28 protein-coding genes are annotated in these 26,493 nt (G+C 59.2%); 23 read left to right on the forward strand and 5 right to left on the reverse strand.

The genetic code is table 11. The annotated features are described in order from the left end of the window. Positions 1-102: 102 nt before the first annotated feature. Positions 103-978 (reverse strand): diguanylate cyclase regulator RdcB family protein, encoded by an 876-nt coding sequence (locus IM291_RS19910; protein ID WP_028015219.1) that lies wholly within the window; start codon positions 976-978, stop codon positions 103-105. After that, a complete protein-coding gene (crfC, locus tag IM291_RS19915; RefSeq protein ID WP_028015218.1) occupies positions 975-3,329 on the reverse strand; it encodes a clamp-binding protein CrfC in 2,355 nt (784 codons plus the stop codon). Before crfC ends, IM291_RS19910 begins: the two co-directional genes overlap by 4 nt. Positions 3,330-3,922: 593 nt before the next feature. On the opposite strand from crfC, the gene IM291_RS19920 reads away from it, so the two are divergent. From IM291_RS19920 to phnP, 16 genes are all read left to right on the forward strand, one after another. Further along, positions 3,923-4,258 carry a zinc ribbon domain-containing protein YjdM gene (locus IM291_RS19920; RefSeq protein ID WP_047366881.1) on the forward strand — a complete coding sequence of 112 codons (336 nt, stop codon included), beginning with the start codon at positions 3,923-3,925 and terminating at the stop codon, positions 4,256-4,258. 81 nt (positions 4,259-4,339) lie between these two features. After that, positions 4,340-4,777 carry a VOC family metalloprotein YjdN gene (yjdN, locus tag IM291_RS19925; protein ID WP_028015216.1) on the forward strand — a complete coding sequence of 146 codons (438 nt, stop codon included), beginning with the start codon at positions 4,340-4,342 and terminating at the stop codon, positions 4,775-4,777. 136 nt (positions 4,778-4,913) lie between these two features. Next, a complete protein-coding gene (phnC, locus tag IM291_RS19930; protein ID WP_028015215.1) occupies positions 4,914-5,702 on the forward strand; it encodes a phosphonate ABC transporter ATP-binding protein in 789 nt (262 codons plus the stop codon). Between the two features lie 23 nt (positions 5,703-5,725). After that, positions 5,726-6,742: a phosphonate ABC transporter substrate-binding protein gene (gene phnD / locus IM291_RS19935; protein WP_192972033.1), complete on the forward strand. Its 1,017-nt coding sequence runs from the start codon at positions 5,726-5,728 to the stop codon at positions 6,740-6,742. A 51-nt stretch (positions 6,743-6,793) separates the two neighbouring features. Then, positions 6,794-7,573, forward strand: a complete 780-nt coding sequence (gene phnE / locus IM291_RS19940) for a phosphonate ABC transporter, permease protein PhnE (protein WP_028015213.1) — start codon at positions 6,794-6,796, stop codon at positions 7,571-7,573. A gap of 20 nt (positions 7,574-7,593) precedes the next feature. Further along, entirely contained in the window at positions 7,594-8,319 is a 726-nt protein-coding gene (gene phnF, locus IM291_RS19945) for a phosphonate metabolism transcriptional regulator PhnF (protein ID WP_028015212.1), read from the forward strand. Then, a complete protein-coding gene (gene phnG, locus IM291_RS19950; RefSeq protein WP_028015211.1) occupies positions 8,320-8,772 on the forward strand; it encodes a phosphonate C-P lyase system protein PhnG in 453 nt (150 codons plus the stop codon). It abuts the gene before it with no gap. Further along, positions 8,769-9,353: a phosphonate C-P lyase system protein PhnH gene (gene phnH / locus IM291_RS19955; protein WP_028015210.1), complete on the forward strand. Its 585-nt coding sequence runs from the start codon at positions 8,769-8,771 to the stop codon at positions 9,351-9,353. The genes phnG and phnH overlap by 4 nt, the downstream gene beginning before the upstream one ends. Continuing rightward, positions 9,353-10,417, forward strand: a complete 1,065-nt coding sequence (locus IM291_RS19960; protein ID WP_192972034.1) for a carbon-phosphorus lyase complex subunit PhnI — start codon at positions 9,353-9,355, stop codon at positions 10,415-10,417. The genes phnH and IM291_RS19960 overlap by 1 nt, the downstream gene beginning before the upstream one ends. After that, positions 10,410-11,255, forward strand: a complete 846-nt coding sequence (phnJ, locus tag IM291_RS19965; RefSeq protein ID WP_041911512.1) for an alpha-D-ribose 1-methylphosphonate 5-phosphate C-P-lyase PhnJ — start codon at positions 10,410-10,412, stop codon at positions 11,253-11,255. Before IM291_RS19960 ends, phnJ begins: the two co-directional genes overlap by 8 nt. Beyond that, positions 11,252-12,007 carry a phosphonate C-P lyase system protein PhnK gene (gene phnK, locus IM291_RS19970; protein WP_045261067.1) on the forward strand — a complete coding sequence of 252 codons (756 nt, stop codon included), beginning with the start codon at positions 11,252-11,254 and terminating at the stop codon, positions 12,005-12,007. The genes phnJ and phnK overlap by 4 nt, the downstream gene beginning before the upstream one ends. Positions 12,008-12,016: 9 nt before the next feature. Then, on the forward strand, positions 12,017-12,697 hold the full coding sequence (gene phnL / locus IM291_RS19975; protein WP_192972035.1) for a phosphonate C-P lyase system protein PhnL: 681 nt from the start codon (positions 12,017-12,019) through the stop codon (positions 12,695-12,697). Then, positions 12,694-13,830 (forward strand): alpha-D-ribose 1-methylphosphonate 5-triphosphate diphosphatase, encoded by a 1,137-nt coding sequence (gene phnM, locus IM291_RS19980; RefSeq protein ID WP_192972036.1) that lies wholly within the window; start codon positions 12,694-12,696, stop codon positions 13,828-13,830. Before phnL ends, phnM begins: the two co-directional genes overlap by 4 nt. Beyond that, positions 13,827-14,378, forward strand: a complete 552-nt coding sequence (gene phnN, locus IM291_RS19985) for a ribose 1,5-bisphosphokinase (RefSeq protein ID WP_028015204.1) — start codon at positions 13,827-13,829, stop codon at positions 14,376-14,378. Before phnM ends, phnN begins: the two co-directional genes overlap by 4 nt. Further along, entirely contained in the window at positions 14,371-14,805 is a 435-nt protein-coding gene (gene phnO, locus IM291_RS19990) for an aminoalkylphosphonate N-acetyltransferase (protein WP_028015203.1), read from the forward strand. Before phnN ends, phnO begins: the two co-directional genes overlap by 8 nt. Positions 14,806-14,814: 9 nt before the next feature. Continuing rightward, the gene (phnP, locus tag IM291_RS19995; RefSeq protein WP_028015202.1) at positions 14,815-15,573 is read left to right on the forward strand and encodes a phosphonate metabolism protein PhnP; all 759 of its coding nucleotides are present in this window, start codon (positions 14,815-14,817) and stop codon (positions 15,571-15,573) included. Between the two features lie 52 nt (positions 15,574-15,625). Here the strand turns inward: phnP and yjdP are convergent, their stop codons facing one another. Next, positions 15,626-15,949: a DDRRRQL repeat protein YjdP gene (yjdP, locus tag IM291_RS20000; RefSeq protein WP_028015201.1), complete on the reverse strand. Its 324-nt coding sequence runs from the start codon at positions 15,947-15,949 to the stop codon at positions 15,626-15,628. Between the two features lie 69 nt (positions 15,950-16,018). Further along, positions 16,019-18,298, reverse strand: coding sequence for an ATP-binding protein (locus tag IM291_RS20005; RefSeq protein ID WP_192987551.1), 2,280 nt, complete (start codon positions 18,296-18,298; stop codon positions 16,019-16,021). A gap of 125 nt (positions 18,299-18,423) precedes the next feature. Here IM291_RS20005 and IM291_RS20010 point away from each other — a divergent pair, with 125 nt between their 5' ends. The 7 genes from IM291_RS20010 to lpxO all read left to right on the forward strand — a co-directional run bounded on the left by IM291_RS20010 (position 18,424) and on the right by lpxO (position 25,571). Next, positions 18,424-19,944 carry a sugar ABC transporter ATP-binding protein gene (locus tag IM291_RS20010; RefSeq protein WP_028015199.1) on the forward strand — a complete coding sequence of 507 codons (1,521 nt, stop codon included), beginning with the start codon at positions 18,424-18,426 and terminating at the stop codon, positions 19,942-19,944. Beyond that, entirely contained in the window at positions 19,941-20,936 is a 996-nt protein-coding gene (locus tag IM291_RS20015; RefSeq protein WP_028015198.1) for a ribose ABC transporter permease, read from the forward strand. Before IM291_RS20010 ends, IM291_RS20015 begins: the two co-directional genes overlap by 4 nt. Positions 20,937-20,966: 30 nt before the next feature. Continuing rightward, positions 20,967-21,908 carry an ABC transporter substrate-binding protein gene (locus IM291_RS20020; protein WP_047366869.1) on the forward strand — a complete coding sequence of 314 codons (942 nt, stop codon included), beginning with the start codon at positions 20,967-20,969 and terminating at the stop codon, positions 21,906-21,908. 49 nt (positions 21,909-21,957) lie between these two features. Next, positions 21,958-22,644 (forward strand): D-lyxose/D-mannose family sugar isomerase, encoded by a 687-nt coding sequence (locus IM291_RS20025; protein ID WP_048999403.1) that lies wholly within the window; start codon positions 21,958-21,960, stop codon positions 22,642-22,644. 10 nt (positions 22,645-22,654) lie between these two features. Further along, positions 22,655-23,515 carry a ketose 1,6-bisphosphate aldolase gene (locus IM291_RS20030; RefSeq protein WP_028015195.1) on the forward strand — a complete coding sequence of 287 codons (861 nt, stop codon included), beginning with the start codon at positions 22,655-22,657 and terminating at the stop codon, positions 23,513-23,515. After that, a complete protein-coding gene (locus IM291_RS20035) occupies positions 23,515-24,519 on the forward strand; it encodes a carbohydrate kinase family protein (RefSeq protein ID WP_048999402.1) in 1,005 nt (334 codons plus the stop codon). The genes IM291_RS20030 and IM291_RS20035 overlap by 1 nt, the downstream gene beginning before the upstream one ends. A gap of 143 nt (positions 24,520-24,662) precedes the next feature. Then, entirely contained in the window at positions 24,663-25,571 is a 909-nt protein-coding gene (lpxO, locus tag IM291_RS20040; protein ID WP_028015193.1) for a lipid A hydroxylase LpxO, read from the forward strand. A 3-nt stretch (positions 25,572-25,574) separates the two neighbouring features. Here lpxO and IM291_RS20045 read toward each other — a convergent pair whose 3' ends face one another. Continuing rightward, entirely contained in the window at positions 25,575-26,297 is a 723-nt protein-coding gene (locus IM291_RS20045; protein WP_048999405.1) for a response regulator, read from the reverse strand. Positions 26,298-26,493: the final 196 nt, after the last annotated feature.

Below are 26,493 nucleotides of genomic sequence, written 5' to 3' on the forward strand. Positions count from 1 at the left end.
AAACGGGTTCTTATGCCTCAGTTGTAAGTGTCTACCATGTCCCCGAACAAGTGTTCACTATGTCCCCGGACCGTACAGGGGGAGAGGGTCAGGATGAGGGGTTCAACCAAAAATCTCTTCCACCATTGCATCCACCAGCCGTTTTGCCGAACACAGCCTCGGCATACCCAGCGCGACAGTCTGCCAGTTTTGCGTCACCGACCAACTCACCGGGTGTATATCCGCCTGACACCAGTCGCCCAGCCAGCCCAGCATGTCTTTGTGATCGATTAAACCCGCCGAAGCGGGTGTGGTCAGCCATTGATGATAGAAATGGCGCGTTGTGGGAGACGCATTGATGCCCTGCGCGAGGTAGTTGGCGGCCATGCTGCGTAAATTATCCTTGAGCATTGCCGACACATCGTTGTTCGCCAGACGGCAGGCATCGCCAAATGCTCCCCAGCGCAGCTCTTCCAGAACAATGAAGCAGCGCCCGGCCAAAGACCAGCCATCATAGTGACCGGCTCGCCAGCGGGTGAAAATTTGTTCACTGTGCTCGCCCGCCTGTACCGTCAGTCCACGCTGGGTCAGCGCCTTTTCTTTATAGGCGGCACGTTGGGTAAAATGAGAGGAGAGCTCCGCATACTGTTCAAGCAGGCCGGGAGATGGCTGAGCGCGCAGGTGAGCCTGCTGGCACAGTGCAGTCAGTTTATCGGCCATCAGCGTCAGCGCAAGATGGCCCGGATCCAACATGCCGGCGAGTTTTTCCGCCAGCCCCAGGCGCAGGGCCGCGTTCTCGTTAAGCATTCCCGCCATCGCCCAAGGCCGTAGCCGGGTATGCGTCATGATCTCCTGAGTCAAACGTTCACGAAACTGCAGCTGCTGCGGCCCCAGATGGGGATGGCGCGCCGCGTCCACGCCCTGCACAAGATCGACCATAAACCTGGGATGAATACACTCCAGCGTCCGCCCGGGACCGTCCAGTAGCTGTGTTGTCATGGTTGCTCTGCTGCGAATAAAGTTTGAATGTCATCGCGTAACAGTCGGGTATCTTCCTGAATCCACGTCGCAGTCGTAATGCTTTGCTTCAACAGCTGGCTGAGCGCTCGGGTTGAATGCTCATTTTGTTGACGCACTGCGAGGCTATCACGCAAGCTTTCCTGTAACCCGGTCAGGCATAACGAAAATTCTGCAAAGAACGTCGCCATTCCGGCCGTAACAGAGACATCGACCTGCGCGGACAAAGCTTTACGTATTTGTTCACAAAACTGATCAATATGTTGCTTAAATTTGTCATGCAGTTGCGCAATGTCGATAACATAGTGCGTGCGCGTGACCACATACTCATCCCAGCCCCAGCCCGGATTATTGAGCCAACGCGAAACGGTTTCACGCATACTGCTCCCGGCGGAAAGTTGACCTGCCGGGCGGTTATCCTGTGCAATGGCATCGTTAAACAGTGCCCGCGTATTGAAGTCAAGCTGGTTTGCCTGAAAGGCCGGGAAGCTGATCCGCGCCCGGAAGCCGGCATGGCTCAGATGCTCTTTTATACGCGTTTCAATGGGGCGGATAGCGTCATTCAGCGAGCGCGCCAGCGTAGATTCCAGCTGATCGAAGCGTAACGCCAGCTCCCGGGCGATTTTTGCCTGCGCATCCAGCATGATGAGTTCACAGGAGGAGCGAATTTTACTCAGGACGATCTGCGCCTGACCTTCATCATCCAGAACCAGCGGTTCCCGCTCTTGCTGTTTGTCACTGCGGCGATTCAGCCGCTCAATACCTGCCAAATCAAGAATATTTTGAGGGCTGAACACATGGCCCACGGCCTGGTGAAGCGCCGATTTTTCGGCCTCCATAAAGTCCGCGGTCGCGTTCAGCGCCTGGTCAACTTCATGTTTCACCTCATCGCTCACCGCGCTCTGGCGCGTCTGCAGCAGCGCCATATCCTCTTCAAGACGCGCGATGTTCAGTTCCAGCCCCTCAAAGGCCACTGTCAGCCCCTGATAGCGGAAGTCGAGATACTCCCGGGCATTTTGCGCGTAGTTGAGCAGCTTATGCGAGGCCGAGCGCAGCGCGAATAGCGAGGCATTGGCATAGGCGGCGTAAATCAGTTTGCGTATCGGCTGTTCAAACAGCGAATCTTCCCAGAGCAAATCGGCTGCGTGACGGATATGGTTTATATCGTCCAGGTCCGCCGAACGCCAGCGGCGTCCGAGTGCGGCTTCGGCAAAATCCTGCACCCAGGGCTGCTCCTGATGCTCCGGCAGGCGTCCACGGGCATTCATCTCGTTGCGGGCGCGGTTTGCCAGATACGCCCACATAGAGGAAACAGGGTAGATCTGGCCAGGCGAAATAGTGCCTTTCATTAAGGTACCGGAGATCATCGCCCTGACCTGCTCTTCATCGTCGCTATTGCGATCCTTCTGGTCGAATTTATTCACCAGCGCATACAGAGGCACTGATTTCCCCGCAACCGAAATAGCCTGACGGACCTCTTCATCAGAAATAGATTTAAGCTGGGTATAATCCATCACCGCCAGCACCGCCGACGCGCGGGCTAGCTGTTCGCTAAGCATTTTTTGCAGATGCGGTTGTCCGGCCTCATTGGGGCCGGGAGTATCGAGCAGCGTCAGTTGCCCGAGGTGGGCATCAAGACCCGCAAGATGCACGAACTCCACTTCAATCACCGGAATATGTTCGATGGCCGCGTATTCAGAGAACGGAAACGCCACGCCCAGCGCCTGGGAGAGCCTTACCAGATCATTAAGACTTTTCAAGCAATGAAATATTGGCTGCGCCCCGAGATGATGCTTTTCAAAGGCCTCGCCTTTCTCAATACGCTCCAGCAGCGTATTCATGTCCTTATCAATTTCCAGTTGCAGAGCCAGCTTGCCGCGATCGTAATCGCCAAGCTTTTTCTGCAGCAGGTGAATCAAATCATCAATAGGAGAGACATGTGAGAAGTGGAGCACCGGCTCTTTCTGGCCTGGCGTATGACGTATCAGCGTAGGCAGCGCCGTCATTGGGCGGTTGCGGTTCGGCAACACTTCGGTACCCACAATGGCATTAATGGTGGTCGATTTCCCCGCTTTCATCGTGCCAACGATAGCCAGAACCATTTCCAGACGTGTTATTTTGCGTAATTCATTATTCAGCGTTGCCTGCTGCGCTTCGACGCCGCGCGCACTAAAATGCAAAGGCAGCACGTTGTTCTTTTCACCTGTAATAGCAGCCGTCGTGCTCTCCAGCTTCGCTGTCGGCATTGATTTCAGGGTATCGAGATTTTGCAGGGCAAGCTGTAACAAACGCTCAGCTTCCTGACTTAATTCAAAAATGGTCTGTGTGTGCATGATAAAAGCCTTTCCTTAACGCAAATTTATTACTTTTATTAAGCCACTTGTATTAATTATGATGTTCAGGCTTATATGATCACGTGTGGAAAACATGTTCACCAAAATATAACTAATTGAAGATAATCAGAAATAAATGGCTATCCCTGCATGGCGTGTAAAGCTCTCCTCAAGGCCTGAAAGCCAAAAGATAAAAAGCCTGGCCCATTTTAAGAAGCTTCAGGATATATCATCATTATTTACCCACCTAAAAAGAGAGGGATAGGCCGCCAACATAAGAAATGCATGGCAGTAAAGTTCGAAGATAAATAACAATGCGTTGCTTCACCTTATCCGAAATGAAGGTGCGTAGCAATTTGCCGCAATAAAATATTCGATATATTTAGCGACTTCTCTTTCCACCGTGTTAATGACGTTAGCATCGCTTAGCTGACTGACAGTAAGTGTCACTCGCAACACATTTTCTGCGTTTTTTAAATTCACAATAGCACCGACAAAAGTGTGGATTTGCGTTATACTTGCCGCCTTTTTCGGCACTCTGCCGTCATTTAGCTGGCACTTTCCAGCGCGTTAACACTTTTGAGGATACCGACATGCAACTCCCACACTGCCCAAAATGCAATTCTGAATACACATACGAAGATAATGGCATGTTCATCTGCCCGGAATGTGCACACGAATGGAATGATGCCGAGCCAGCGCAGGACGCTGATGCACTGATCGTCAAAGATGCCAACGGTAATCTGCTGGCGGATGGCGACAGCGTCACCGTGGTGAAAGATCTTAAGGTGAAAGGCAGCTCTTCCATGCTGAAGATCGGCACCAAAGTGAAGAATATCCGTCTGGTGGAAGGCGATCATAATATCGATTGCAAAATTGACGGCTTCGGTCCGATGAAACTGAAATCTGAGTTCGTGAAAAAGAACTGATTTAACCCGCCCGGTAGCGCTTCGCTTACTGGGCTTTCGGGAACTACACTTAACGGGCTTTTCTTACGTGAGGTAAAGATTATGCCGTTAAGTCCCTACATCTCTTTTGCCGGCAACTGTGCAGAGGCTACCGCCTTCTATCAGCAAGCCGTCGGCGCAGAACTCCTCTATAAAATCACCTTCGGCGAAATGCCAAAAAGCGATAACAGCGAAGAAGGCTGTCCGTCCGGCATGCAGTTTCCGGATTCGGCTATCGCTCACTCCAACGTTCGCATTGCGGGCAGCGATATCATGATGAGCGACGGGCTGCCGCCGGGCAGCAGCGCACAGTACGCGGGCTTCACGCTGGTGCTCGACACGCAGGATGTGTCAGAAGGCAAGCGCTGGTTCGACAACCTTGCCGATGGCGGGAATATCGACATGGCCTGGCAGGAAACCTTCTGGGCGCACGGCTTTGGTAAGGTCACCGACAAGTACGGCGTGCCGTGGATGATTAACGTCGTTAAGCAGCAGCACTAATTTTCGGGCGGTAGGCGGTCTGCCTCCGCCTGTCATCAAACTCCCCTCAACTCTTCAAACTCCCGCAACCTGCACTTAACCCAAATGTCATATTGATGCGCCAGCATGAGGCCACATTTATCGTGAGGCCCAGCACATGCACACTGTCATCCGCGTCGAGAAACTGAGCAAGACCTTCAATCACAACAAGGCGCTGCATGCCGTTGATCTGACCGTCCAGCAGGGCGAAATGGTGGCGCTGCTGGGGCCGTCCGGTTCAGGAAAATCCACCCTTCTGCGTCACTTAAGTGGCCTTATTACCTGCGATAAAGCGCCGGAAAGCCGCGTCGAGCTGCTGGGTAACACCGTGCAGCATGCGGGCCGTCTGGCGAGCGATATTCGCAAAAGCCGCGCCCGGACGGGCTACATCTTTCAGCAGTTCAACCTGGTGAACCGCCTGACGGTGCTGGAGAACGTGCTGATTGGCGCGCTCGGCAGCACCCCGTTCTGGCGCACCTGCCTGCGCTGGTTCTCCCCATCACAGAAGCAGGAAGCCTTACAGGCGCTGACCCGCGTCGGCATGGCGCACTTCGCCCACCAGCGCGTGTCCACGCTGTCCGGCGGGCAGCAGCAGCGCGTCGCTATCGCCCGCGCCCTGATGCAGAAAGCCAAAATCATTCTGGCCGATGAGCCCATCGCCTCGTTGGATCCGGAGTCGGCCCGCATCGTGATGGAAACCCTGCGCGACATCAACCAGAACGACGGCATCACCGTGGTGGTGACGCTGCATCAGGTGGATTACGCCTTGCGCTACTGCGAGCGCATCGTCGCCCTGCGTCAGGGCCACGTGTTCTTCGATGGCGCCAGCCACCAGTTTGATAACGAACGTTTTGACCATCTCTACCGCAGCGTAAACCGCGTCGAAGAACGCGCGCAGGCTGCTTAACGCCCCGATAACGAGGAATGGAAATGAACTACAAAGCCGTTGCCGCGCTGGCCTTCACCAGCATGTTCAGCATCAGCACCCTGTTAAGCCCGGCGTACGCCGAAGAGCAGGAAAAAGCGTTGAACTTTGGCATCATTTCAACGGAATCACAGCAAAACCTGAAGCCGCAGTGGGAACCGTTCCTGAAAGATATGGAAACCAAACTGGGGATCAAAGTGAACGCCTTCTTCGCCCCGGACTACGCGGGCATCATCCAGGGGATGCGCTTTAACAAAGTGGACATCGCCTGGTACGGCAACCTTTCAGCCATGGAAGCGGTGGACCGCGCCAACGGTCAGGTCTTTGCCCAGACCGTTGCGGCAGATGGTTCTCCAGGATACTGGAGCGTGCTGATCGTCAACAAAGACAGCCCGATCAACAACCTCAACGACATGATCGCCAAACGCAAAGATCTGACCTTTGGCAACGGCGATCCGAACTCCACCTCCGGCTTCCTCGTCCCTGGCTACTACGTCTTCGCGAAAAACAACATCTCCGCCAGCGACTTTAAGCGCACCGTAAACGCCAGCCACGAAACCAACGCGCTGGCCGTGGCGAACAAGCAGGTGGACGTTGCCACCAACAACACCGAAAACCTCGACAAGCTGAAAACCTCCGCGCCTGACAAGCTGAAAGCGCTGAAGGTCATCTGGAAATCCCCGCTGATCCCCGGCGATCCGATCGTCTGGCGCAAAAATCTCTCCGAAAGCACCAAGGACAAGGTCTACGACTTCTTTATGAACTACGGCAAAACGCCGGAAGAGAAAGCGGTTCTGGAACGTCTGGGCTGGGCACCGTTCCGCGCGTCCAGCGATCTGCAGCTGGTCCCGATTCGCCAGCTGGCGCTGTTTAAGCAGATGCAGGTCGTGAAGGACAACAAAGGGCTGAAGGAAGAGGAGAAGACCAGCAAAGTCTCTGAAATCCAGGCCCAGCTGGAAGACCTCGACCGCCTGACCGCCGCGCTGGGTGCGATGACGAGCGTGAATAAAGCGGTGCAGTAACACAAGTCCCCTCTCCCTTAGGGGAGAGGGAGAACAGATTAAGGAGCCAACATGCAAACCATTACTCTCCCGCCGCCGAAGCGCAGCTGGTTCTCGCTCATAAGCTGGGCCATCCTGCTGGCGGTACTCGTTATCTCCTGGAAGGGCGCGGAGATGGATCCGCTGCTGCTCTTCAAAGATTCCGGCAACATGGCGACCTTCGCCGCCGACTTCTTCCCGCCGGATTTCAGCCAGTGGCAGGACTACCTCAGCGAAATGGCGATCACCCTGCAAATCGCCGTCTGGGGCACCGCCCTCGCCGTCGTTCTCTCCATTCCGTTCGGCCTGATGAGCGCCGAGAACATCGTACCGTGGTGGGTTTACCAGCCGATGCGTCGCCTGATGGACGCCTGTCGTGCCATCAACGAAATGGTCTTTGCGATGCTGTTCGTGGTCGCCGTTGGCCTGGGTCCGTTCGCCGGCGTGATGGCACTGTTCATCCACACCACCGGCGTGCTCTCCAAGCTGCTCTCGGAAGCGGTTGAAGCCATCGAGCCCGGCCCGGTGGAAGGTATTCGCGCAACCGGCGCCAACAAAATCGAAGAGATCCTCTACGGCGTCCTGCCGCAGGTGATGCCGCTGCTGATCTCCTACTCGCTGTACCGCTTCGAGTCCAACGTTCGCTCCGCCACCGTGGTCGGTATGGTGGGCGCAGGCGGGATTGGCGTCACCCTGTGGGAAGCGATTCGCGGTTTCCAGTTCCAGCAAACCTGCGCCCTGATGGTGCTCATCATCGTCACCGTCAGCCTGCTGGATTTCCTCTCTCAACGCTTGCGTAAGCACTTCATCTGATTAGCGAGGCTTTGATTGGTATGCACTTATCCAGACATCCGACCAGTTACCCTACCCGCTGGCAAGAAATTGCGGCCAGGCTCGAAGTGGAGCTGCGCACGCATTACCGCTGCGGTGACTACCTGCCCGCCGAGCAGCAGCTTGCCGACCGCTACGAAGTGAACCGCCACACCCTGCGCCGCGCCATTGACCAGCTGGTGGAGCGCGGCTGGGTGCAGCGCCGTCAGGGCGTCGGCGTGCTGGTGCTGATGCGCCCGTTTGACTACCCGCTCAACGCCCAGGCGCGTTTTAGCCAGAATCTGCTGGATCAGGGTAGCCATCCAACCAGCGAAAAGCTGCTCTCGGTTCTGCGCCCGGCCTCCCATCACGTGGCGGATGCGCTCGGGATTCAGGAGGGTGACAACGTCGTACACCTGCGTACGTTGCGCCGGGTCAACGGCGTGGCGGTCTGCCAGATCGACCACTACTTCGCGGACCTCACCCTCTGGCCCGTGCTGCAACATTTCGCCAGCGGTTCCCTGCATGATTTCCTTCAGGACGCGACGGGTATCGCGCTCAAACGCACCCAGACGCGCATCAGCGCCCGCCGCGCGCAGGCGAAAGAGAGCAAGGTGCTGGAGATCCCCAATATGGCCCCGCTGCTCTGCGTGCGCACCCTCAACCACCGTGACGGCGAGATCAACGCGACGGAATACTCCGTCAGCCTGACCCGCGCCGACATGATTGAATTCACCATGGAGCACTGAATGCACTTCGACACCTCCACCCGACAGCGCTGGATGCGCGTGCTGGCCCATAGCCAGCCTGCTGCGCTGGCCGCCCGCATGAACGCACTCGGCCTGACGCCGGACTACGACACGATCCGCGCGCCGGAGATCGGCCTGGTGCAGATCCAGGCACGCATGGGCGGCACCGGCGAGCGCTTCTTCGCCGGCGATGCCACCCTCACCCGCGCGGCTATCCGCCTTAACAGCGGCACGCTGGGTTATAGCTACGTACTTGGGCGAGACAAAACGCACGCCGAGCGCTGCGCGGTGATCGACGCGCTTTTACAGGAACACCCGCATTTCCAGACGTTAATGGAAACCCTTATTGCCCCGCTGGAAGCCGACCGCGCCGCACGCCTTGCCGCGCGTCAGGCCGAAGTGAACACCAGCCGGGTCGACTTCTTTACGCTCGTTCGCGGAGACAACGCATGACGCTTCAACCTGCTTTTACCCTGGCCGTCCAGGATGCCCAACAGAGTTTCCGTCGCCTGCTGAAAGCCATGAGCGAGCCCGGCGTGATCGTCTCGCTGCACCAGCTCTCGCAGGGCTGGCTGCCGCTGAACCTCGCCTCCACCAGCGTGCTGCTGACGCTGGCGGACAACGACACCCCGGTATGGCTGTCAGGCGCATTGCTGAACGATATCGCCAGCCAGAACCTGCGCTTTCACACCAGCGCGCCGCTGGTCGAGCAGCCCCAGCAGGCGGTCTTTGCCGTGGCCGACGAACAGATCAGCCATGAACAGCTTAACGCCCTGAGCGAAGGCAGCGCCGTCGCACCGGAAACCAGCGCCACGCTGATTTTGCAGGTCTCCAGCCTGAGCGGTGGCCGCATGCTTCGCCTGACGGGCGCAGGCATCGCCGACGAGCGGATGGTCGCGCCCCAGCTACCGGAGTGCATCATCCATGAGCTGACCGAGCGCCCGCACCCGTTCCCGCTCGGCATTGACCTGATCCTGACCTGCGGGGAGCGCCTGCTGGCAATCCCGCGGACTACCCACGTGGAGGTGTGCTGATGTACGTAGCCGTCAAAGGAGGCGAAAAGGCGATCGCCGCCGCTCATGCCTTACAGGAGCACAGACGCCGGGGCGATGAACAGCTTCCCGAGCTGAGCGTCGCCCAAATTGAGCAACAGCTTAACCTCACGGTTGACCGCGTGATGACCGAGGGCGGCGTTGCTGACCGCGAGCTTGCAGCGCTGGCGCTCAAGCAGGCCAGCGGCGATAACGTGGAAGCCATCTTCCTGCTGCGCGCCTGGCGCACCACCGTTCCCCGTCTGGCAGTCAGCGAGCCGGTGAACACGGCGGAAATGCGCCTGGAGCGCCGAATCTCTGCCGTTTATAAAGACATTCCCGGCGGCCAGCTGCTTGGCCCGACTTACGACTACACCCATCGTCTACTGGACTTCACGCTGCTGGCGAACGGCGAAGCCCCAACGCTCAGCACTTCAGACGTCGAACAGGAACCGTCTCCGCACGTCTTCAGCCTGCTGGCAAACCAGGGGCTGGCGAAAGCGGAAGAAGACACTGGCGCCACGCCGGACGACGTCACCCGCACGCCGCCGGTCTACCCGTGCTCACGCTCGTCCCGCCTGCAACAGCTGATGCGCGGCGACGAAGGGTATCTGCTGGCGCTGGCCTACTCCACACAGCGCGGCTACGGGCGCAACCACCCGTTCGCGGCAGAGATCCGCAGCGGCTATCTCGACGTCGAAATCGTGCCGGAAGAGCTGGGTTTTGCGGTGAACGTCGGCGAACTGCTGATGACCGAGTGCGAAATGGTCAACGGTTTCGTCGCGCCAGAGAATGAAGACCCGCATTTTACCCGCGGCTACGGGCTGGTGTTTGGCCTCGGCGAGCGCAAGGCGATGGCGATGGCGCTGGTTGACCGCGCCCTGCAGGCGCCGGACTACGGCGAGCACATTGCCGGCCCGGCGCAGGACGAAGAGTTCGTGCTGGCCCACGCGGACAACGTCGAGGCCGCAGGCTTTGTCTCGCACCTCAAGCTGCCGCACTACGTCGATTTCCAGGCCGAACTGGAACTGCTGAAACGCCTGCAACGGGAGCGCGCCAATGGCTAACTTAAGCGGCTACAACTTTGCCTATCTGGATGAGCAAACTAAACGCATGATCCGCCGCGCCATTTTAAAAGCGGTGGCTATTCCGGGCTATCAGGTGCCGTTTGGTGGCCGTGAAATGCCGATGCCGTACGGCTGGGGCACAGGCGGCATTCAGATCACCGCCAGCGTGATTGGCGAAGCGGACGTGCTGAAGGTTATCGACCAGGGCGCGGACGATACCACCAACGCCGTGTCGATCCGCAACTTCTTTAAGCGCGTGACGGGCGTCAATACCACCGAAAAAACCGAAGACGCGACGCTGATCCAGACCCGCCACCGAATTCCGGAGACTCCGCTGACGGAAGATCAGATTCTGATTTTCCAGGTGCCGATCCCGGAGCCGCTGCGCTTTATCGAGCCGCGCGAAACCGAGACCCGCACCATGCACGCGCTGGAAGAGTACGGGATCATGCAGGTCAAACTGTATGAAGACATCGCCCGCTTCGGCCATATCGCCACCACCTACGCCTACCCGGTGAAGGTCAACGGGCGCTACGTCATGGACCCGTCGCCGATCCCAAAATTCGATAACCCGAAGATGGACATGATGCCTGCCCTGCAGCTCTTTGGTGCCGGACGTGAAAAACGCATCTACGCCGTACCGCCGTATACGCGTGTCGAAAGCCTGGATTTCGACGATCACCCGTTTACGGTGCAGGAGTGGGACGAGCCGTGCGCCATCTGCGGTTCAAAGCACAGTTATCTGGATGAAGTGGTGCTGGACGACACGGGCAAACGAATGTTTGTCTGCTCCGACACCGATTACTGCCGCCAACAGAGCGAGGCGAACGGCCAATGAAACCGCTGCTTTCGGTTAATAACCTGACCCACCTTTATGCGCCGGGAAAAGGCTTCAGCGACGTGTCGTTCGAGCTGTGGCCGGGCGAAGTGCTGGGCATTGTCGGCGAGTCCGGCTCCGGCAAAACCACCCTGCTGAAGTCCATCTCCGCGCGCCTGACGCCGCAACACGGCGAGATCCTGTATCAGGGACGCTCCCTCTACGACATAAGCGAGGCCGAGCGCCGTCGCCTGCTGCGCACCGAGTGGGGCGTGGTGCATCAGCACCCGATGGACGGCCTGCGCCGTCAGGTGTCGGCGGGAGGCAATATCGGCGAACGGCTGATGGCCACCGGCGCGCGCCACTACGGCAACATCCGCGCCACCGCACAGCACTGGCTGGAGGAGGTGGAGATCCCCGCCTCGCGCATTGACGACCTGCCAACCACCTTTTCCGGCGGTATGCAGCAGCGTTTGCAAATTGCCCGCAATCTGGTCACCCATCCAAAGCTGGTGTTTATGGATGAACCCACCGGCGGGCTGGACGTCTCCGTGCAGGCCCGCCTGCTCGACCTGCTGCGCGGCCTGGTGGTGGAACTGAACCTGGCGGTGGTGATTGTCACCCACGATCTGGGCGTTGCGCGCCTGCTGGCGGACCGCCTGCTGGTGATGAAGCAGGGTCAGGTGGTGGAAAGTGGGCTGACCGACCGCGTGCTCGACGACCCGCATCATCCGTACACCCAGCTGCTGGTGTCGTCGGTATTACAGAATTGAGAGGCCAACATGATCCACGTTGAAAATGTCAGTAAGACCTTTGTGCTCCACCAGCAAAATGGCGTGCGCCTGCCGGTGCTGCAAAACGCCTCGTTAGAGGTGAGTCAGGGTGAATGCGTGGTGCTGCACGGCCACTCCGGCAGCGGTAAATCGACCCTGCTGCGCTCCCTGTACGCCAACTATTTACCGGACGAAGGCCACATCCATATTCGCCATAACGAAGAGTGGGTAGATCTGGTTCAGGCCCCGGCGCGCAAGGTGCTGGAAGTGCGCCGCTCAACGATCGGCTGGGTCAGCCAGTTCCTGCGGGTGATCCCGCGGATCTCCGCCCTGGACGTGGTGATGCAGCCTCTGCTGGATCTCGGCGTGCCGCGCGAAACCTGCGCCGCCAGGGCCGCCAGCCTGCTGACGCGCCTCAACGTGCCGGAGCGCCTGTGGCACCTCGCCCCGTCGACCTTTTCCGGCGGCGAGCAGCAGCGCGTGAATATCGCGCGCGGGTTTATCGTCGACTATCCGATTTTACTGCTGGATGAACCCACCGCCTCGCTCGACGCTAAAAACAGCGCGGCGGTGATGGATCTGATCGAACAGGCCAAAGCGCGCGGCGCGGCGATCGTCGGGATCTTCCACGACGACGCCGTCCGCACCCGCGTGGCGGACAGGCTGCACCCGATGGGGACAAACGCATGATTATCAATAATGTCAGGCTGGTGCTGGAAAATGAGGTCGTGAAGGGTTCGGTTGAAATCCAGGACGGCGTCATCCGCGCCTTTGCCGAAACCCAAAGCCGTTCTCCTGAAGCGATGGACGGCGACGGCGGCTGGCTGCTGCCGGGGCTGATTGAGCTGCATACCGATAATCTGGATAAATTCTTCACCCCACGCCCGAAGGTGGACTGGCCCGCCCATTCGGCAATGAGCAGCCACGACGCGCTGATGGTCGCCAGCGGCATCACCACGGTGCTGGACGCGGTGGCGATCGGCGACGTGCGCGACGGCGGCGATCGTCTGGAAAATCTGGAAAAGATGATCAACGCCGTGGAGGAGACGCAAAAGCGCGGCCTCAACCGCGCCGAGCACCGCCTGCACCTGCGCTGCGAGCTGCCGCATCACACCACCCTGCCGCTGTTTGAAAAGCTGATCGGGCGCGAGCCGGTCTCGCTGGTCTCCCTGATGGATCACTCCCCGGGGCAGCGCCAGTTCGCCAACATTGAAAAGTACCGTGAATACTATCAGGGCAAATACTCGCTCAACGACGCGGAGATGGCGCGCTACGAAGAAGAGCAGCTGGCGCTTGCGGCACAATGGTCGCAGCCGAACCGTCTCTCCATTGCCGCGATGTGTCGGGACCGGAATATCGCGCTGGCCAGCCATGACGACGCCACGCACGATCACGTGCGCGAATCCCACCAGCTTGGCAGCGTGATCGCCGAATTTCCCACCACGTTCGAGGCGGCAGAGGCATCGCGCAAACACGGCATGAACGTGCTGATGGGCGCGCCGAACATCGTGCGCGGCGGATCGCACTCCGGCAACGTGGCGGCAAGCAAACTCGCTTCCCTCGGCCTGCTGGATATCCTCTCGTCTGACTACTACCCCGCCAGCCTGCTGGACGCGGCCTTCCGCGTCGCGGACGACGAGGACAACCGCTTTACGCTGCCGCAGGCGATTCGACTGGTGACGAAAAACCCGGCCAGCGCGCTCAACCTTCACGACCGCGGTGAGATTGCCGAAGGCAAACGGGCAGACCTGGTGCTGGCGCACCGCAAGGGCGAGCACGTTCATATCGACCACGTCTGGCGTCAGGGAAAAAGGGTGTTCTGATGGGAAGACTCATCTGGTTAATGGGCCCGTCCGGCTCGGGAAAAGACAGCCTGCTGTCGGCGTTACGGCAGCGGGAACATTCACAGCTGCTGGTGGCGCACCGCTACATTACCCGCGCGGCGAACGCTGGCAGTGAAAACCATATCGCCCTGAGCGAGCAGGAGTTTTTTACCCGCGCCGGGCAAAATCTGCTGGCGCTGAGCTGGCACGCGAACGGCTTTTATTACGGCGTCGGCATCGAGATCGACCTCTGGCTGCACGCGGGCTTCGACGTGCTGGTTAACGGCTCGCGCGCGCATCTGCCGCAGGCAAAAGCCCGGTACGAAGCGGCGCTGCTGCCGGTCTGCCTGCAGGTTTCTCCGGATATTCTGCGTAGCCGCCTGCAAAGCCGGGGGCGCGAAAATGCGCGTGAGATCGACCAGCGGCTGGAACGTGCGGCGCGCTACACCCCGTCGGGCTGTCACGTCCTCAATAACGACGGAAGTTTGCTACAGTCAGTCGAGACCTTTTTATCGCTTATTCGCCAGAAGGAGAGACAGCATGCCTGACTGCCAGCTTCGCCCCGCCACCGCCGACGACGCGCAAATTGTTTACGCCCTGATCTGTGAACTGAAGCAGGCAGAGTTCGATCACCAGGCGTTTCACGCCGGATTTCTGGCCAACCTTCAGGATCACAACATGCGCTACCAGCTTGCCGAGCTGGACGGACATGTCGTCGGCATGATCGGCCTGCACATGCAGTTTCACCTGCACCATGCCCGCTGGATCGGCGAGATCCAGGAGCTGGTGGTGATGCCGCAGGCGCGCGGGTTAAAGATTGGCAGCCAGTTGCTGGCATGGGCAGAAGACGTTGCGAGGCAGGCCGGCGCTGAACTGACCGAGCTCTCCACCAGCGTGAAGCGCACGGACGCACACCGTTTTTACGTTCGTGAGGGATATACGCAGAGCCATTTTCGATTCACCAAACCGCTGTAGAGGTGCGTTATGAGTCTGACCATCACGTTAACGGGAACCGGAAGCGCACAGCTGGTGCCGGTCTTTGGCTGCGACTGCGCGGCGTGTCGCAGGGCGCGTTTGCAGGACAACTATCGCCGTCGCCCCTGTAGCGCGGTGGTCAAATTCAACGATGCAGTCACCCTGCTGGATGCGGGCATTCCGCACCTGATGGACGACTGGCCGGCGGGGAGCTTCCAGCAGTTTTTGCTCACGCACTATCATATGGATCACGTCCAGGGGCTATTCCCCCTGCGCTGGGGCGTGGGCGCAACCATCCCGGTCTACGGCCCGCCGGATGACGCAGGCTGTGACGACCTGTTTAAACACCCCGGCATTCTGGATTTCAGCCACACGGTCGAGCCGTTCGTGATGTTTGAGCTGCAGGGGCTGCGGGTCACGCCGCTGCCGCTCAACCATTCAAAACTGACCTTCGGGTATCTGCTGGAATCGGCCCATAGCCGCGTGGCGTGGCTTTCTGATACCGCCGGACTGCCGGATAAAACGGTGACGTTTCTGCTCAACAATCAGCCACAGGCGATAATCATCGACTGCAGCCATGAACCGCGTCCGGAGACGCCGCGCAACCACAGTGATTTAAATACGGTGATTTCCCTGAACGAGGTGATTGGCTGTCCGCAGGTGATCCTGACGCACATTAGCCATCAGTTTGACGCATGGATGATGGATAACCCGCTGCCGGACGGCATTGAAGCGGGATATGACGGGATGGTACTTGTGCTGGATTAGGTTTTCTCCCTCTCCCGTGGGAGAGGGTTGGGGTGAGGGCAACAGGCCGCACTTAGCCGCGATCGTAATCGTCTTCCAACCTGCGCTCGTCCTCTTCTAACCGACGCCTGTCGTCGTCCAGCTGGCGCTGACGCTCGTCTAAGCGGCGGCGTCTGTCTTCGAGCTGCCGACGACGATCGTCGTACTGTCGGCTGTCGATTTGACGGCTGCGGTCGTAACGATCGTCGTCATCGTCATTACGGCTGCTGCTGGGGTTGTAGGCATCGTTGATCGCCTGCTGAATGTTGCCAATGGCGTCATCAATCACATCGGCATGCGCCAGTTGGCTGGTTAAAGTCAGCAGACCAAATAACAGGACGGTAGAGTAACGTTTCATAAGGCCAGTCTCGCAGGTTGACTGGCTTTACGGTAATGAACGGCTGGGAACCGGGGTAGCGGAGGAATCTCAAATTACCATCACCTTCCGCAGCGCCTGCGCCAGCTGCTGGCGGGTAAACGGCTTACGCAGTAACGGAACGTCCGGCAGTTGCGGGTTATGCGCCGGGCGCAAATCCTGCCCGCTGATCAGCAGCACCGGAAGCTGCGGATAATGGCTGCGCACATGGTTAATCACCTCGGCCCCGCTCAGGCTTCCGGGCAACATCAGATCGCTGATAAACATACCAATATCCGGCGACGCCGCCAGCATGTTCAGGGCCTGTTCGCCGCTGTCCGCTTCGAGCGTCAGGTAGCCAAGCTGATGCAGCTGTTCGCACAGGGTCTGGCGAACGTCCGCCTCATCTTCCAGCACCAGTACAAGCCGCTCGTGATCCACGGACGTTGTGGCAGCCAGCGCTTCATCCTCCGAGACGGCGGGCAGCGTCGAGCGCGGGAGGTGGAGCCGCACGGTCGTTCCTTGTCCCGGCGCGCTTTCGATCTCTACCCGCCCCCCGGACTGACGCACAAAACCGTACACCATCGACAGGCCCAGCCCGCTTCCGCTTCCGGTCTGCTTGGTGGTGAAGAACGGTTCAAAAACCCGGGATTTCACCTCCTGCGACATCCCGCTGCCGCGATCGATGACCTCCAGCGCTACCATATCCTGCCTGCGTCCGTCGCTGCGGGTCACGCGCTGGTTCCAGGTGCGAATTTTGATCGCCCCGCTCTGGCCTTCCATCGCATCCCGGGCGTTCATCACCAGGTTGATAATGGCGTTTTCCAGCTGGCTGACGTCAATCCACGCGGGCCATGCCGGGGTTTGCGCTTCAATCTCCAGGGTAAGCGTGGCGGGCAGCGAGTGGCGCATCAGTTCCCGAAGGTTTTCCAGCAGGGGCAGCATCTCTACTGCATGCGGCGTCAGGGACTGTTTGCGGGAAAACGCCAGCAGCCGCTGGGTCAGCAGCGCGCCGCGTTCGGCAGCCTTCAGCGCACGGGTAATGCGCGGCGCGTCGTTTGATTCGGGGTCTGTCAGCTCAAGGCTGCCGATAATTACCGCCAGCAGGTTGTTAAAATCATGCGCCAGCCCGCCGGTCAGCTGTCCGACGGCCTTCATCTTCTGGCTGTGCAGCAGCGCCTCTTCCAGCCCCTGACGCTCGATGCGGTCGATCTCCATCTGCGTGGTTTTCTCTTTCAGCAGACGCGTGGTGTGCTCAAGCGAGGCGGTGTTGCGGGCAAAAACGTTAAACGCGCGCGCCAGCTCGCCCAGCTCGTCGCGCCGCTGCAGCGCAGGAACAGAAACATCCTGTTCACCGTGGGCAAGTCGCGACATCGCCCGGGAGATGGCCGTCAGGTTGGAGCCCAGATTGCGGTAGATATACCAGCAGGCGCAGCCGGTGATGATCAGCGCCAGCACGGCGAAGATGCTGATAAACACGCTGATGGATTGCAACTCGTGATGGCTCTGGGCCGTGCGAAGCCGGGAAGCCTGCGCCACCTGCTCAACGTACTGATTAATATCGCTATTAAGGATCGCCACCAGCGCCTTAATGTGGAACATATACCAGCTGATGGACAGATCGCTCTCCTCCAGTTGCTTCGAGAGCGGGGCAAGCTTGCGCAGCTCGGCGTTAAAATCGGGCAGAACGCCCTCCACGACCGGCTGTATGGCGCTTAGGGGCAGCGTGGCGGTCACGGCGTCCAGCTGCTGAACGGTAGCACGCGGCGAAGGTGTATCAATCGCGGCCGCGATCAGCCGATCCATCTCCATCAGCTGCCGCGCGTCCGGCACGTTGCTGCCGAAGCGGCGGTTGATGTCCTGAAGATGGCGTAAATAGCTCTGGCTTTGATAGAGCGAGCTCAGCAGCGCGTTACGCTCAAGATGCCGCTTTTGCCCACGCTCCAGCATCCCCGTTACGCTTTGCTGTAATTCATTGCTTCTGCGAATAATCCGCGCCACCAGCGCCGGCTCCTGCTGCGCCAGCGGGGCATCCGCCAGCTGTTCCAGCGAGCGGCGCAGCGCCGTTTGCATCTGCTTCAACCGCTCGGCCTCGCCTTTGTACTCCAGCGCCCCCACTACCTGCGAAAGCCGCACCGCCGCCGTTGCCACGTTGGCCGTGTCGCGCGCGAGGTTCATGCTCCCGGTCATGTCGTCCAGGGTTTGCTGTTGGACCTGCTCCTGGATCTGGCTGGCATGACGAAAGCCGAGCACCGCCACGCCGCTCACCATCAGCGTGACGGCGACCACCAGCAGGTTAAATATCAGCAGGCGACCGCGGGCGCTGGAGAAGAACGGGGGGCGTGAAGACATGTTGACTCCGTAACTGTGATCCACATTCGCTATTCATAACTATGACAAATATGAACAGCTTCTGACATTTTGCATTTACGCACCTGTGATGAAGTGCAGATATCGACATTCACAGGAGATCCGCCATGAGCAGAACCCCGGTTTTAGAGATGCGCCACATTGCCAAAACCTTTGGCAATTTCCACGCGCTCAAGGGCGTGGATTTGACGGTCTTCCCCGGTGAGATCCACGCGCTGATGGGGGAAAACGGCGCGGGAAAAAGCACGCTGATGAAGATCCTCGCGGGGGCCTATACCGCCACCGGCGGCGAGATCCTGATCGACGGCCAGCCGTTTCACATCAAAGGGCCGAAGGACGCGCTGGCCGCAGGCATTACCCTGATTTACCAGGAGATGCAGCTCGCCCCCAATCTGACCGTCGCTGAAAATATCTTCCTCGGCAGCGAGCTGTCGCGCGGCGGGCTGGTGCAGCGCAAGGAGATGGCCGCCCAGGCGCAGGCGGTGATTGACCGTCTCGGCGCGCAGTTCAGCGCCACCGACCTGGTGATGAAGCTGACCATCGCTGAGCAGCAGCAGGTGGAAATCGCCCGCGCGCTGCACCGCAACAGCCGCATCCTGGTGATGGACGAACCCACCGCCGCCCTCTCCTCCCGCGAAACCCACCGCCTGTTTGAACTGATTTTGCGCCTGCGTGATGAAGGCATGGCGATTATCTATATCAGCCACCGCATGGCGGAGGTCTATGAACTCTCTGACCGCGTGAGCGTTCTGCGCGACGGGCAGTACGTCGGCAGCCTGACGCGCGACAAGCTGAACGCGTCTGAACTGGTGAAGATGATGGTGGGCCGCCCGCTCAGCGATCTGTTCAACAAAGAGCGCGATATCCCTCTCGGCAGCCCGCGTCTCAACGTGCACCACCTCACCGACGGTAAAAAAGTGCAGCCGTGCAGCCTGCAGGTGCGCTCCGGTGAAATCGTCGGGCTGGCGGGGCTGGTCGGGGCCGGACGCTCCGAGCTGGCGCAGTTGATTTTCGGCGTGCGCAAGGCCACCGGCGGGATGATTGAGGTGGACGGCGAGCCGGTGGTGATCCACTCCCCGCGCGCGGCCATTGAAAACGGGATTGGTTTTCTCACCGAGAACCGCAAGGAGCAGGGGCTGTTTCTGGAGCTGGCGGCGCAGGAGAACATCACCATGGCGACGCTGGAGCGCGACGCCACCTTCGGCATGCTTAACCGCAAAAAAGCCCAGTCCATTTCCGATGACGCTATCGCCCTGCTTAACATCCGCGTGCCCCATTCTCAGGTGCGCGCGGGCGGGCTTTCCGGCGGCAACCAGCAAAAGCTGCTGATCTCGCGCTGGGTGGCGATTGGCCCGCGCATTCTGATTCTCGACGAACCCACGCGCGGGGTGGACGTCGGTGCCAAAAGCGAGATCTACCGCATCATGAACCAGATGGCGCGCAAGGGCGTGGCGATTTTGATGATCTCCAGCGAGCTGCCGGAAGTGGTGGGGATGAGCGACCGGGTGTACGTAATGCGGGAAGGCAGCATTGCGGGTGAACTGCACGGGCGCGACATCTCTCAGGAAAATATTATGACGCTGGCAACCGGCGTGAACGACACACATCATCAGGCGGTGCAATCATGACAACTCCAACCCATCCGCAGCAGGTGGCGAAATCCGCCTCCGCCAAAAAAATGCTGATGAGCGATCTGATGCAAACGGTCGGCATTTTGCCGATTTTAATCCTGATTGTGGCGGTGTTTGGCTTTATCGCCCCGAACTTCTTTACCGAAAGTAACCTGCTCAACATTACCCGTCAGGCGTCGATCAACATCGTTCTGGCGGCGGGAATGACCTTCATCATCCTGACCGGCGGGATTGACCTCTCCGTGGGCTCGATTCTCGGCACCACGGCGGTGGCGGCGATGGTGGTCTCGCTTATTCCTGAATTCGCGATGCTCTCCATACCGGCGGCGCTGATGCTCGGCATGGTGCTGGGGCTGTTCAACGGCGCGCTGGTGGCCTTCGCCGGGCTGCCGCCGTTTATCGTCACGCTCGGCACCTATACGGCGCTGCGAGGCGCGGCGTATCTGCTGGCGGACGGCACCACGGTGATTAACTCCAGCATCAGCTTCGAGTGGATCGGCAATAACTATCTCGGCCCGATTCCGTGGCTCGTCGTCATTGCCCTGGCAGTCATCGCTATCTGCTGGTTCATCCTGCGCCGCACCACGCTCGGCGTTCATATCTACGCGGTCGGCGGCAACATGCAGGCGGCGCGCTTAACCGGCATCAAGGTCTGGCTGGTGCTGCTGTTTGTCTACGGCATGAGCGGCCTGCTCTCCGGCCTCGGCGGGGTGATGAGCGCCTCGCGCCTCTACAGCGCCAACGGCAACCTCGGCACGGGTTACGAGTTGGATGCGATTGCGGCGGTGATCCTCGGCGGCACCAGCTTCGTCGGCGGGATCGGCACGATCACCGGCACGCTGGTGGGGGCGCTGATCATCGCCACCCTCAACAACGGCATGACGCTGATGGGCGTCTCCTACTTCTGGCAGCTGGTGATCAAAGGGGCGGTGATCATCATAGCGGTGCTGATCGACAAATACCGTACCCGACATCATCAAAGTGCATAACAACAATACCCTACAAGCGAGGAAGACAAGATGCGTTTGAAACCCTTAGTGACCGCGCTCTGTGCTGGCGCGCTGCTGGCCGCAACGCCGTTTGCGCAGGCAAAAGATCTGAAGTCCATCGGCGTGACGGTGGGCGACCTGGCTAACCCGTTCTTCGTGCAGATCACCAAAGGTGCCGAGCTGGAAGCGCGCAAGCTGGCTGGCGATAACGTCAAGGTGACGCTGGTTTCCAGCGGGTACGATCTGGGCCAGCAGGTGTCGCAGATCGATAACTTCATCGCCGCGAAGGTGGACATGATCATCCTCAACGCTGCGGATTCCAAAGGGATCGGCCCGGCGGTGAAGCGAGCCAAAGAAGCGGGGATCGTGGTCGTGGCGGTGGACGTGGCGGCGGAAGGGGCCGATGCGACCATCACCTCCGATAATACCCAGGCGGGGGAAATGGCCTGTAAGTACATTACCGACCGCCTGAAAGGCAAAGGCAACGTGGTGATCATCAACGGACCGCCGGTCTCCGCGGTGCAGAACCGCGTGGAAGGCTGCCAGACGGAATTCAAAAAACATCCGGAGATCAAGGTGCTATCGGACAACCAGAATGCCAAAGGCAGTCGTGAAGGCGGGCTGGAAGTGATGACCTCCCTGCTGGCGGCCAATCCGAAGATCGACGGCGTATTCGCGATTAACGATCCGACCGCGATCGGCGCCGATCTGGCGGCGAAACAGGCCCAGCGCAATGAGTTCTTTATCGTCGGCGTGGACGGTTCCCCGGACGGTGAAGAGGCGCTGAAGCGCGAAAACTCCCTGTTTGTGGCGACCCCGGCGCAGGATCCGCAGGTGATGGCGGCGAAGGCGGTGGAGATCGGCTATGACATTCTGCAGGGCAAACCTGCGCCGAAAGAGCCTGTGCTGATCCCGGTGACGATGATCGATAAAAAGAACGTCGGCACGTATAAGGGGTGGACGGTTAAATGATCCTTTTCCCTCTCCCACAGGGAGAGGGAACTGTTTTCAAGGAGTCCCCATGAAACGCTCCGACATTAATGAAATCCTCGGCCACACGCGGCAGTTCTTTTCCATGCACGACGTGCATCTCCCGCCGTTTGCCAGCTTTCCACCCACAAAATGGCAGCAGCTTGATCGGGCCGAGTGGCAGGAAGTGTTTGACCTCAAGCTCGGCTGGGACGTGACCGCTTTCGGCGGCAACAGCTTTTCCGCACAGGGTCTGACGCTGTTTACCCTGCGCAACGGCTCCCCCAACGGCGTGCCGTATGAGAAATGCTACGCCGAAAAAATCATGCACGTGCGCGACGGCCAGGTGACGCCGATGCATTTTCACTGGCGCAAGCGGGAGGACATCATTAACCGGGGCGGCGGGAACCTGATTATTGAGTTATGGAATGCGGGAGCGCATGAAGAGACCGAAAACACCGACGTGACCGTCACGATTGACGGCTGTCGGCAAACCCACGCTCCCGGCAGCCAGCTGCGCCTCACACCAGGGGAAAGCATCTGTCTCACGCCCGGTCTGTATCACAGCTTCTGGGGCGAACGCGGCTTTGGGGACGTGCTGGTGGGCGAAGTGTCGTCGGTGAATGACGACGAGCACGACAACCACTTTTTGCAGCCCGTTGCCCGCTATAACAACATCGAAGAAGACGAACCGGCGGTGCTGGTGTTGTGCAACGAGTACAACCTGTTTCGGAGATAAGGAGTGAATGATGCCACTGATTTCTCTTGCCGACGGTCTTGAGCACGCCAGGAAACATCGCTACGCGCTGGGCGCGTTCAACGTGCTCGACTCCCATTTCCTGCGCGCGCTGTTTGCCGCCGCAAAGCAGGAACGCTCGCCGTTTATCATCAACATCGCCGAAGTGCACTTTAAGTATGTTTCCCTGGATTCGCTGGTCGAAGCGGTCAAGTTCGAAGCCGCCCGTCACGATATTCCCGTGGTGCTGAATCTCGACCACGGTCTGCATTTCGAGGCCGTCGTGCGCGCCCTGCGCCTGGGGTTTAGCTCGGTGATGTTCGACGGCTCGACGCTGAGCTACGAGGAGAACATTCGCCAGACCCGGGAAGTGGTGAAGATGTGCCACGCGGTGGGCGTCTCGGTGGAGGCGGAGCTGGGCGCGGTCGGCGGGGATGAAGGCGGCGCGCTGTACGGACATGCGGATGAAGCGTTCTTTACCGACCCGCAGCTGGCGCGGGAGTTTGTCGATAAGACCGGCATCGACGCGCTGGCGGTCGCCATCGGCAACGCGCACGGCAAATACAAAGGCGAACCGAAGCTCGATTTCCCGCGCCTGGACGCCATTCGTCAGCAGACGGGGCTGCCGCTGGTGCTGCACGGCGGCTCCGGGATTAGCGATGCCGACTTCCGCCGCGCCATCGAGCTGGGCATTCATAAAATCAACTTCTACACCGGCATGTCGCAGGCCGCGCTCGCCGCCGTTGAGCAGCGTATGGCGAACCGCCAGCCGCTGTACGATGAGTTTGCCGAACTGCTGCTGGGGATAGAAGAGGCGATAACCGATACGGTCGCCGAGCAGATGCGCATCTTCGGCAGCGCGGGGCAGGCATAATGGAACGCAAAGGCATCATCGCCGCAGGCAATATGCTGGTGGATCACGTTCACCAGATCGTGCAGTGGCCGGAGCGCGGCTGGCTGGCGGAAATCACCCACAGCGAACGCTCAACCGGCGGCGCGCCGCTCAACGTGCTGCTGACGCTGGCGAAAATGCACGCCGGCCTGCCGCTGCAGGCGGTGGGGCTGATCGGGGAAGACGGCGACGGGGATTACATTCTGGCGATGCTCGACCAGTACCACGTCAACCGCCAGCGCGTACAGCGCACCACCTTTGCGCCAACCTCCATGTCGCAGGTGATGACCGATCCCAGCGGGCAGCGCACCTTTTTCCACTCGCCGGGCGCCAACCGTCTGCTGGATCTTCCCGCCTTCGATCGTCTCGATGGATCGATGAAGATCTTCCATCTCGGCTACCTGCTGCTGCTCGACAGCCTGGATATGCCGGATGACGAGTTTGGCACCCGCAGCGCGCGGCTGCTGGCGCAGATGCGCGAGCAGGGGTATGAAACCTCCCTTGACCTGGTGTCCCGCAAGGGCGACCCGCGCTATCAGCCACTGGTACTCCCTGCCCTGCGCCATCTGGATTATCTGGTGATTAACGAGCTCGAGGCCGGTGAGTTTAGCGGGCTGACAATGCGTGACGAAAACGACGCCCCGCACATTGTCCATATCGCCGACGCCGCGGCGCAGCTGCTGGCGGCCGGGGTACGCCAGCGGGTGGTGATCCACTGTCCGGAAGGCGCATGGGGAGAAGCTCGCGGTGAAGCGGGTTGCTGGATCCCGTCATGGATGCTGGAGCAGGACGAGATTATCGGCAGCGTTGGCGCGGGCGATGCCTTTTGCGCCGGCTTTTTATACGGCTGCCATGAATCGCTGCCGCTGACAGAAAGTATTTATCTGGCGCACGCCTGCGCGCGAGCAAGCCTGCTGGCCGCCAATGCGATTGACGGCGCAAAAACGCTGGCCGAGCTGCAGGCGTTTATTCGCGAGAGCGCTTAGTTTAACAATAATTGCGATTTTTCATTACAGTTCTATGAATTTTATATTCCCGAACTACACTCTCTCCATCTGGCATATTCGGCGTGGGCAGCACTCTGTCCGCACGCTTTTCCGAAATGAGATAGAAAGAGGACAAGGGAAAAATGTTCGCAGCAATCATCATCGGTATTTTCATTATCAGCGTTATTTATGCGCATTCACGCGGCAAAGAAAAACAGACGCTTTCTCGTCAGCTCTTCGACCATTCGACGTTCATGGCCCCCATCAATATGTTTATGACGGCGTTTTCTTCCCTGCCCGCCAGGCAGCCTTTCTTTGAAACAGAGCGCTTCCCGGAATTAAATAAGCTGACGGAAAACTGGCTGGTTATTCGCGAAGAGGCGCTGCGTTTGCAGCATCATATTAAGGCGGCGGAAAATAATAACGACGCTGGCTTTAACACCTTTTTTAAACGCGGCTGGAAACGTTTTTACCTGAAATGGTATGCCGATGCCCATCCCTCCGCGCAGTCTTTATGCCCGGTGACGACCCGGCTGGTGAGTGAAATCCCCTCGGTGAAGGCGGCCATGTTTGCCGAGCTGCCGGCGGGTGCGAAGCTGGGTAAGCACCGGGATCCGTACGCGGGATCGGTTCGTTACCATCTGGGCTTATTCACACCGAATGACGATCGCTGCTTTATTGAAGTCGACAGGCAGCGCCACAGCTGGCGGGATGGCGAAGCCGTTATTTTTGATGAGACCTACGTCCACTGGGCAGAAAATAAATCGGATCAAACGCGCATTATTCTCTTCTGCGATATTGAACGTCCGATGAAGTGGCGCTGGGCGCAGGCGGTTAACCATTGGGTGGGGACCACGCTGATGTCTGCAGCCCGCTCACCGAATGACGAGAATGACAGCACCGGCGGCATTAACCGCATTTTTAAATACGTTCATGCGGGCCGCGAGCGGGGACAGCGTCTGAAAAAAAGAAACCGTAAGGCCTATTACGCCATCAAGTATCTGTGCATCGCTGCAATCTTTGCCGCCATCATTGTTCCGGCGATAACGTAAGCCTTATGCCGCCTGTTCGGGTCGGCTCACATCGGAGGCAAACACGTAACCCAGCCCGCGGATCGTTTTGATAAGCGCAGGCTGATGCGGGTTAGCCTCTATTTTCCGGCGCAGGCGCATGATCAGCACGTCAATCGTGCGATCGAACACGTCGGCGCTTTCGCTGTGGGTCAGCTCGAGCAGGCGATCGCGGCTCAGCACCCGGCGGGCATTCTGCGTGAGCGCCAGCAGCAGGCCGTACTCGCCCTGGGTTAAGGGCACGGTATTACGCTGCGGATCGCTCAGCTCGCAGCGGGAGGTATCCAGCGTCCATCCGTTAAACACAATGCCCGCGGCGGGAGCTTCCGCCGCCAGCACGCCCGTACGCCTCAGCACCGCCTTCACGCGGGCGACCACCACGCGCGGGTTGAACGGTTTGCCAATATAATCGTCGGCCCCCATCTCCAGCCCCACCACCACGTCTGACTCGCTGCCCAACCCGGTTAACATCACCACCGGTAGCGCCGGACGCTGCTTTTGCAGCTGCAGCAGAACCTGCAGGCCGTTAATATCCGGCAGCATCATATCCAGCAGCACAAGCGCGATACTCGGCTCCTGTTGTACCTGGCGCAGTGCGTCCTGACCGTTATGGCAGACAAGCACGCTAAAGACGTGCTCGCTCAGCACATCCTGCAGCAGTTCACACACTGCCATATCGTCATCAACCACCAGAATCGCCGGTTTCATCATATGCTTCCGTCAGGGGATTATGTTAAGTCTGAACCATTCTGCCGTCGGCTCCAGTGAAATGAATTTTTCCGTGACGGAAATTCAACCCATGTCACATCCGCCGCTCATTCGACACGTCAATTTTGACGATTGTCTGCTTTTCGTCAGGGATTTCGCCGGGAATGCAGCGTAAAGCCGGTGAGTAACCCCACTA

The organism is Enterobacter cloacae complex sp. P27C (assembly GCF_014895705.1).
In the GTDB taxonomy this organism is placed as follows: domain Bacteria; phylum Pseudomonadota; class Gammaproteobacteria; order Enterobacterales; family Enterobacteriaceae; genus Enterobacter; species Enterobacter bugandensis.

Coding starts and splice junctions, on each gene's coding strand:
- IM291_RS20005 (WP_192987551.1), bottom strand. CDS start 18,298: ATGTCTTCACGCCCCCCGTTCTTCTCCAGCGCCCGCGGTCGCCTGCTG.
- phnE (WP_028015213.1), top strand. CDS start 6,794: ATGCAAACCATTACTCTCCCGCCGCCGAAGCGCAGCTGGTTCTCGCTC.
- yjdP (WP_028015201.1), bottom strand. CDS start 15,949: ATGAAACGTTACTCTACCGTCCTGTTATTTGGTCTGCTGACTTTAACC.
- IM291_RS20020 (WP_047366869.1), top strand. CDS start 20,967: ATGCGTTTGAAACCCTTAGTGACCGCGCTCTGTGCTGGCGCGCTGCTG.
- phnJ (WP_041911512.1), top strand. CDS start 10,410: ATGGCTAACTTAAGCGGCTACAACTTTGCCTATCTGGATGAGCAAACT.
- IM291_RS20045 (WP_048999405.1), bottom strand. CDS start 26,297: ATGAAACCGGCGATTCTGGTGGTTGATGACGATATGGCAGTGTGTGAA.
- phnL (WP_192972035.1), top strand. CDS start 12,017: ATGATCCACGTTGAAAATGTCAGTAAGACCTTTGTGCTCCACCAGCAA.
- phnK (WP_045261067.1), top strand. CDS start 11,252: ATGAAACCGCTGCTTTCGGTTAATAACCTGACCCACCTTTATGCGCCG.
- IM291_RS19920 (WP_047366881.1), top strand. CDS start 3,923: ATGCAACTCCCACACTGCCCAAAATGCAATTCTGAATACACATACGAA.
- IM291_RS20025 (WP_048999403.1), top strand. CDS start 21,958: ATGAAACGCTCCGACATTAATGAAATCCTCGGCCACACGCGGCAGTTC.
- IM291_RS20035 (WP_048999402.1), top strand. CDS start 23,515: ATGGAACGCAAAGGCATCATCGCCGCAGGCAATATGCTGGTGGATCAC.
- IM291_RS20010 (WP_028015199.1), top strand. CDS start 18,424: ATGAGCAGAACCCCGGTTTTAGAGATGCGCCACATTGCCAAAACCTTT.
- crfC (WP_028015218.1), bottom strand. CDS start 3,329: ATGCACACACAGACCATTTTTGAATTAAGTCAGGAAGCTGAGCGTTTG.
- yjdN (WP_028015216.1), top strand. CDS start 4,340: ATGCCGTTAAGTCCCTACATCTCTTTTGCCGGCAACTGTGCAGAGGCT.
- phnF (WP_028015212.1), top strand. CDS start 7,594: ATGCACTTATCCAGACATCCGACCAGTTACCCTACCCGCTGGCAAGAA.
- phnO (WP_028015203.1), top strand. CDS start 14,371: ATGCCTGACTGCCAGCTTCGCCCCGCCACCGCCGACGACGCGCAAATT.
- IM291_RS19960 (WP_192972034.1), top strand. CDS start 9,353: ATGTACGTAGCCGTCAAAGGAGGCGAAAAGGCGATCGCCGCCGCTCAT.
- IM291_RS20015 (WP_028015198.1), top strand. CDS start 19,941: ATGACAACTCCAACCCATCCGCAGCAGGTGGCGAAATCCGCCTCCGCC.
- phnP (WP_028015202.1), top strand. CDS start 14,815: ATGAGTCTGACCATCACGTTAACGGGAACCGGAAGCGCACAGCTGGTG.
- lpxO (WP_028015193.1), top strand. CDS start 24,663: ATGTTCGCAGCAATCATCATCGGTATTTTCATTATCAGCGTTATTTAT.
- IM291_RS20030 (WP_028015195.1), top strand. CDS start 22,655: ATGCCACTGATTTCTCTTGCCGACGGTCTTGAGCACGCCAGGAAACAT.
- phnH (WP_028015210.1), top strand. CDS start 8,769: ATGACGCTTCAACCTGCTTTTACCCTGGCCGTCCAGGATGCCCAACAG.
- phnG (WP_028015211.1), top strand. CDS start 8,320: ATGCACTTCGACACCTCCACCCGACAGCGCTGGATGCGCGTGCTGGCC.
- IM291_RS19910 (WP_028015219.1), bottom strand. CDS start 978: ATGACAACACAGCTACTGGACGGTCCCGGGCGGACGCTGGAGTGTATT.
- phnD (WP_192972033.1), top strand. CDS start 5,726: ATGAACTACAAAGCCGTTGCCGCGCTGGCCTTCACCAGCATGTTCAGC.
- phnM (WP_192972036.1), top strand. CDS start 12,694: ATGATTATCAATAATGTCAGGCTGGTGCTGGAAAATGAGGTCGTGAAG.
- phnC (WP_028015215.1), top strand. CDS start 4,914: ATGCACACTGTCATCCGCGTCGAGAAACTGAGCAAGACCTTCAATCAC.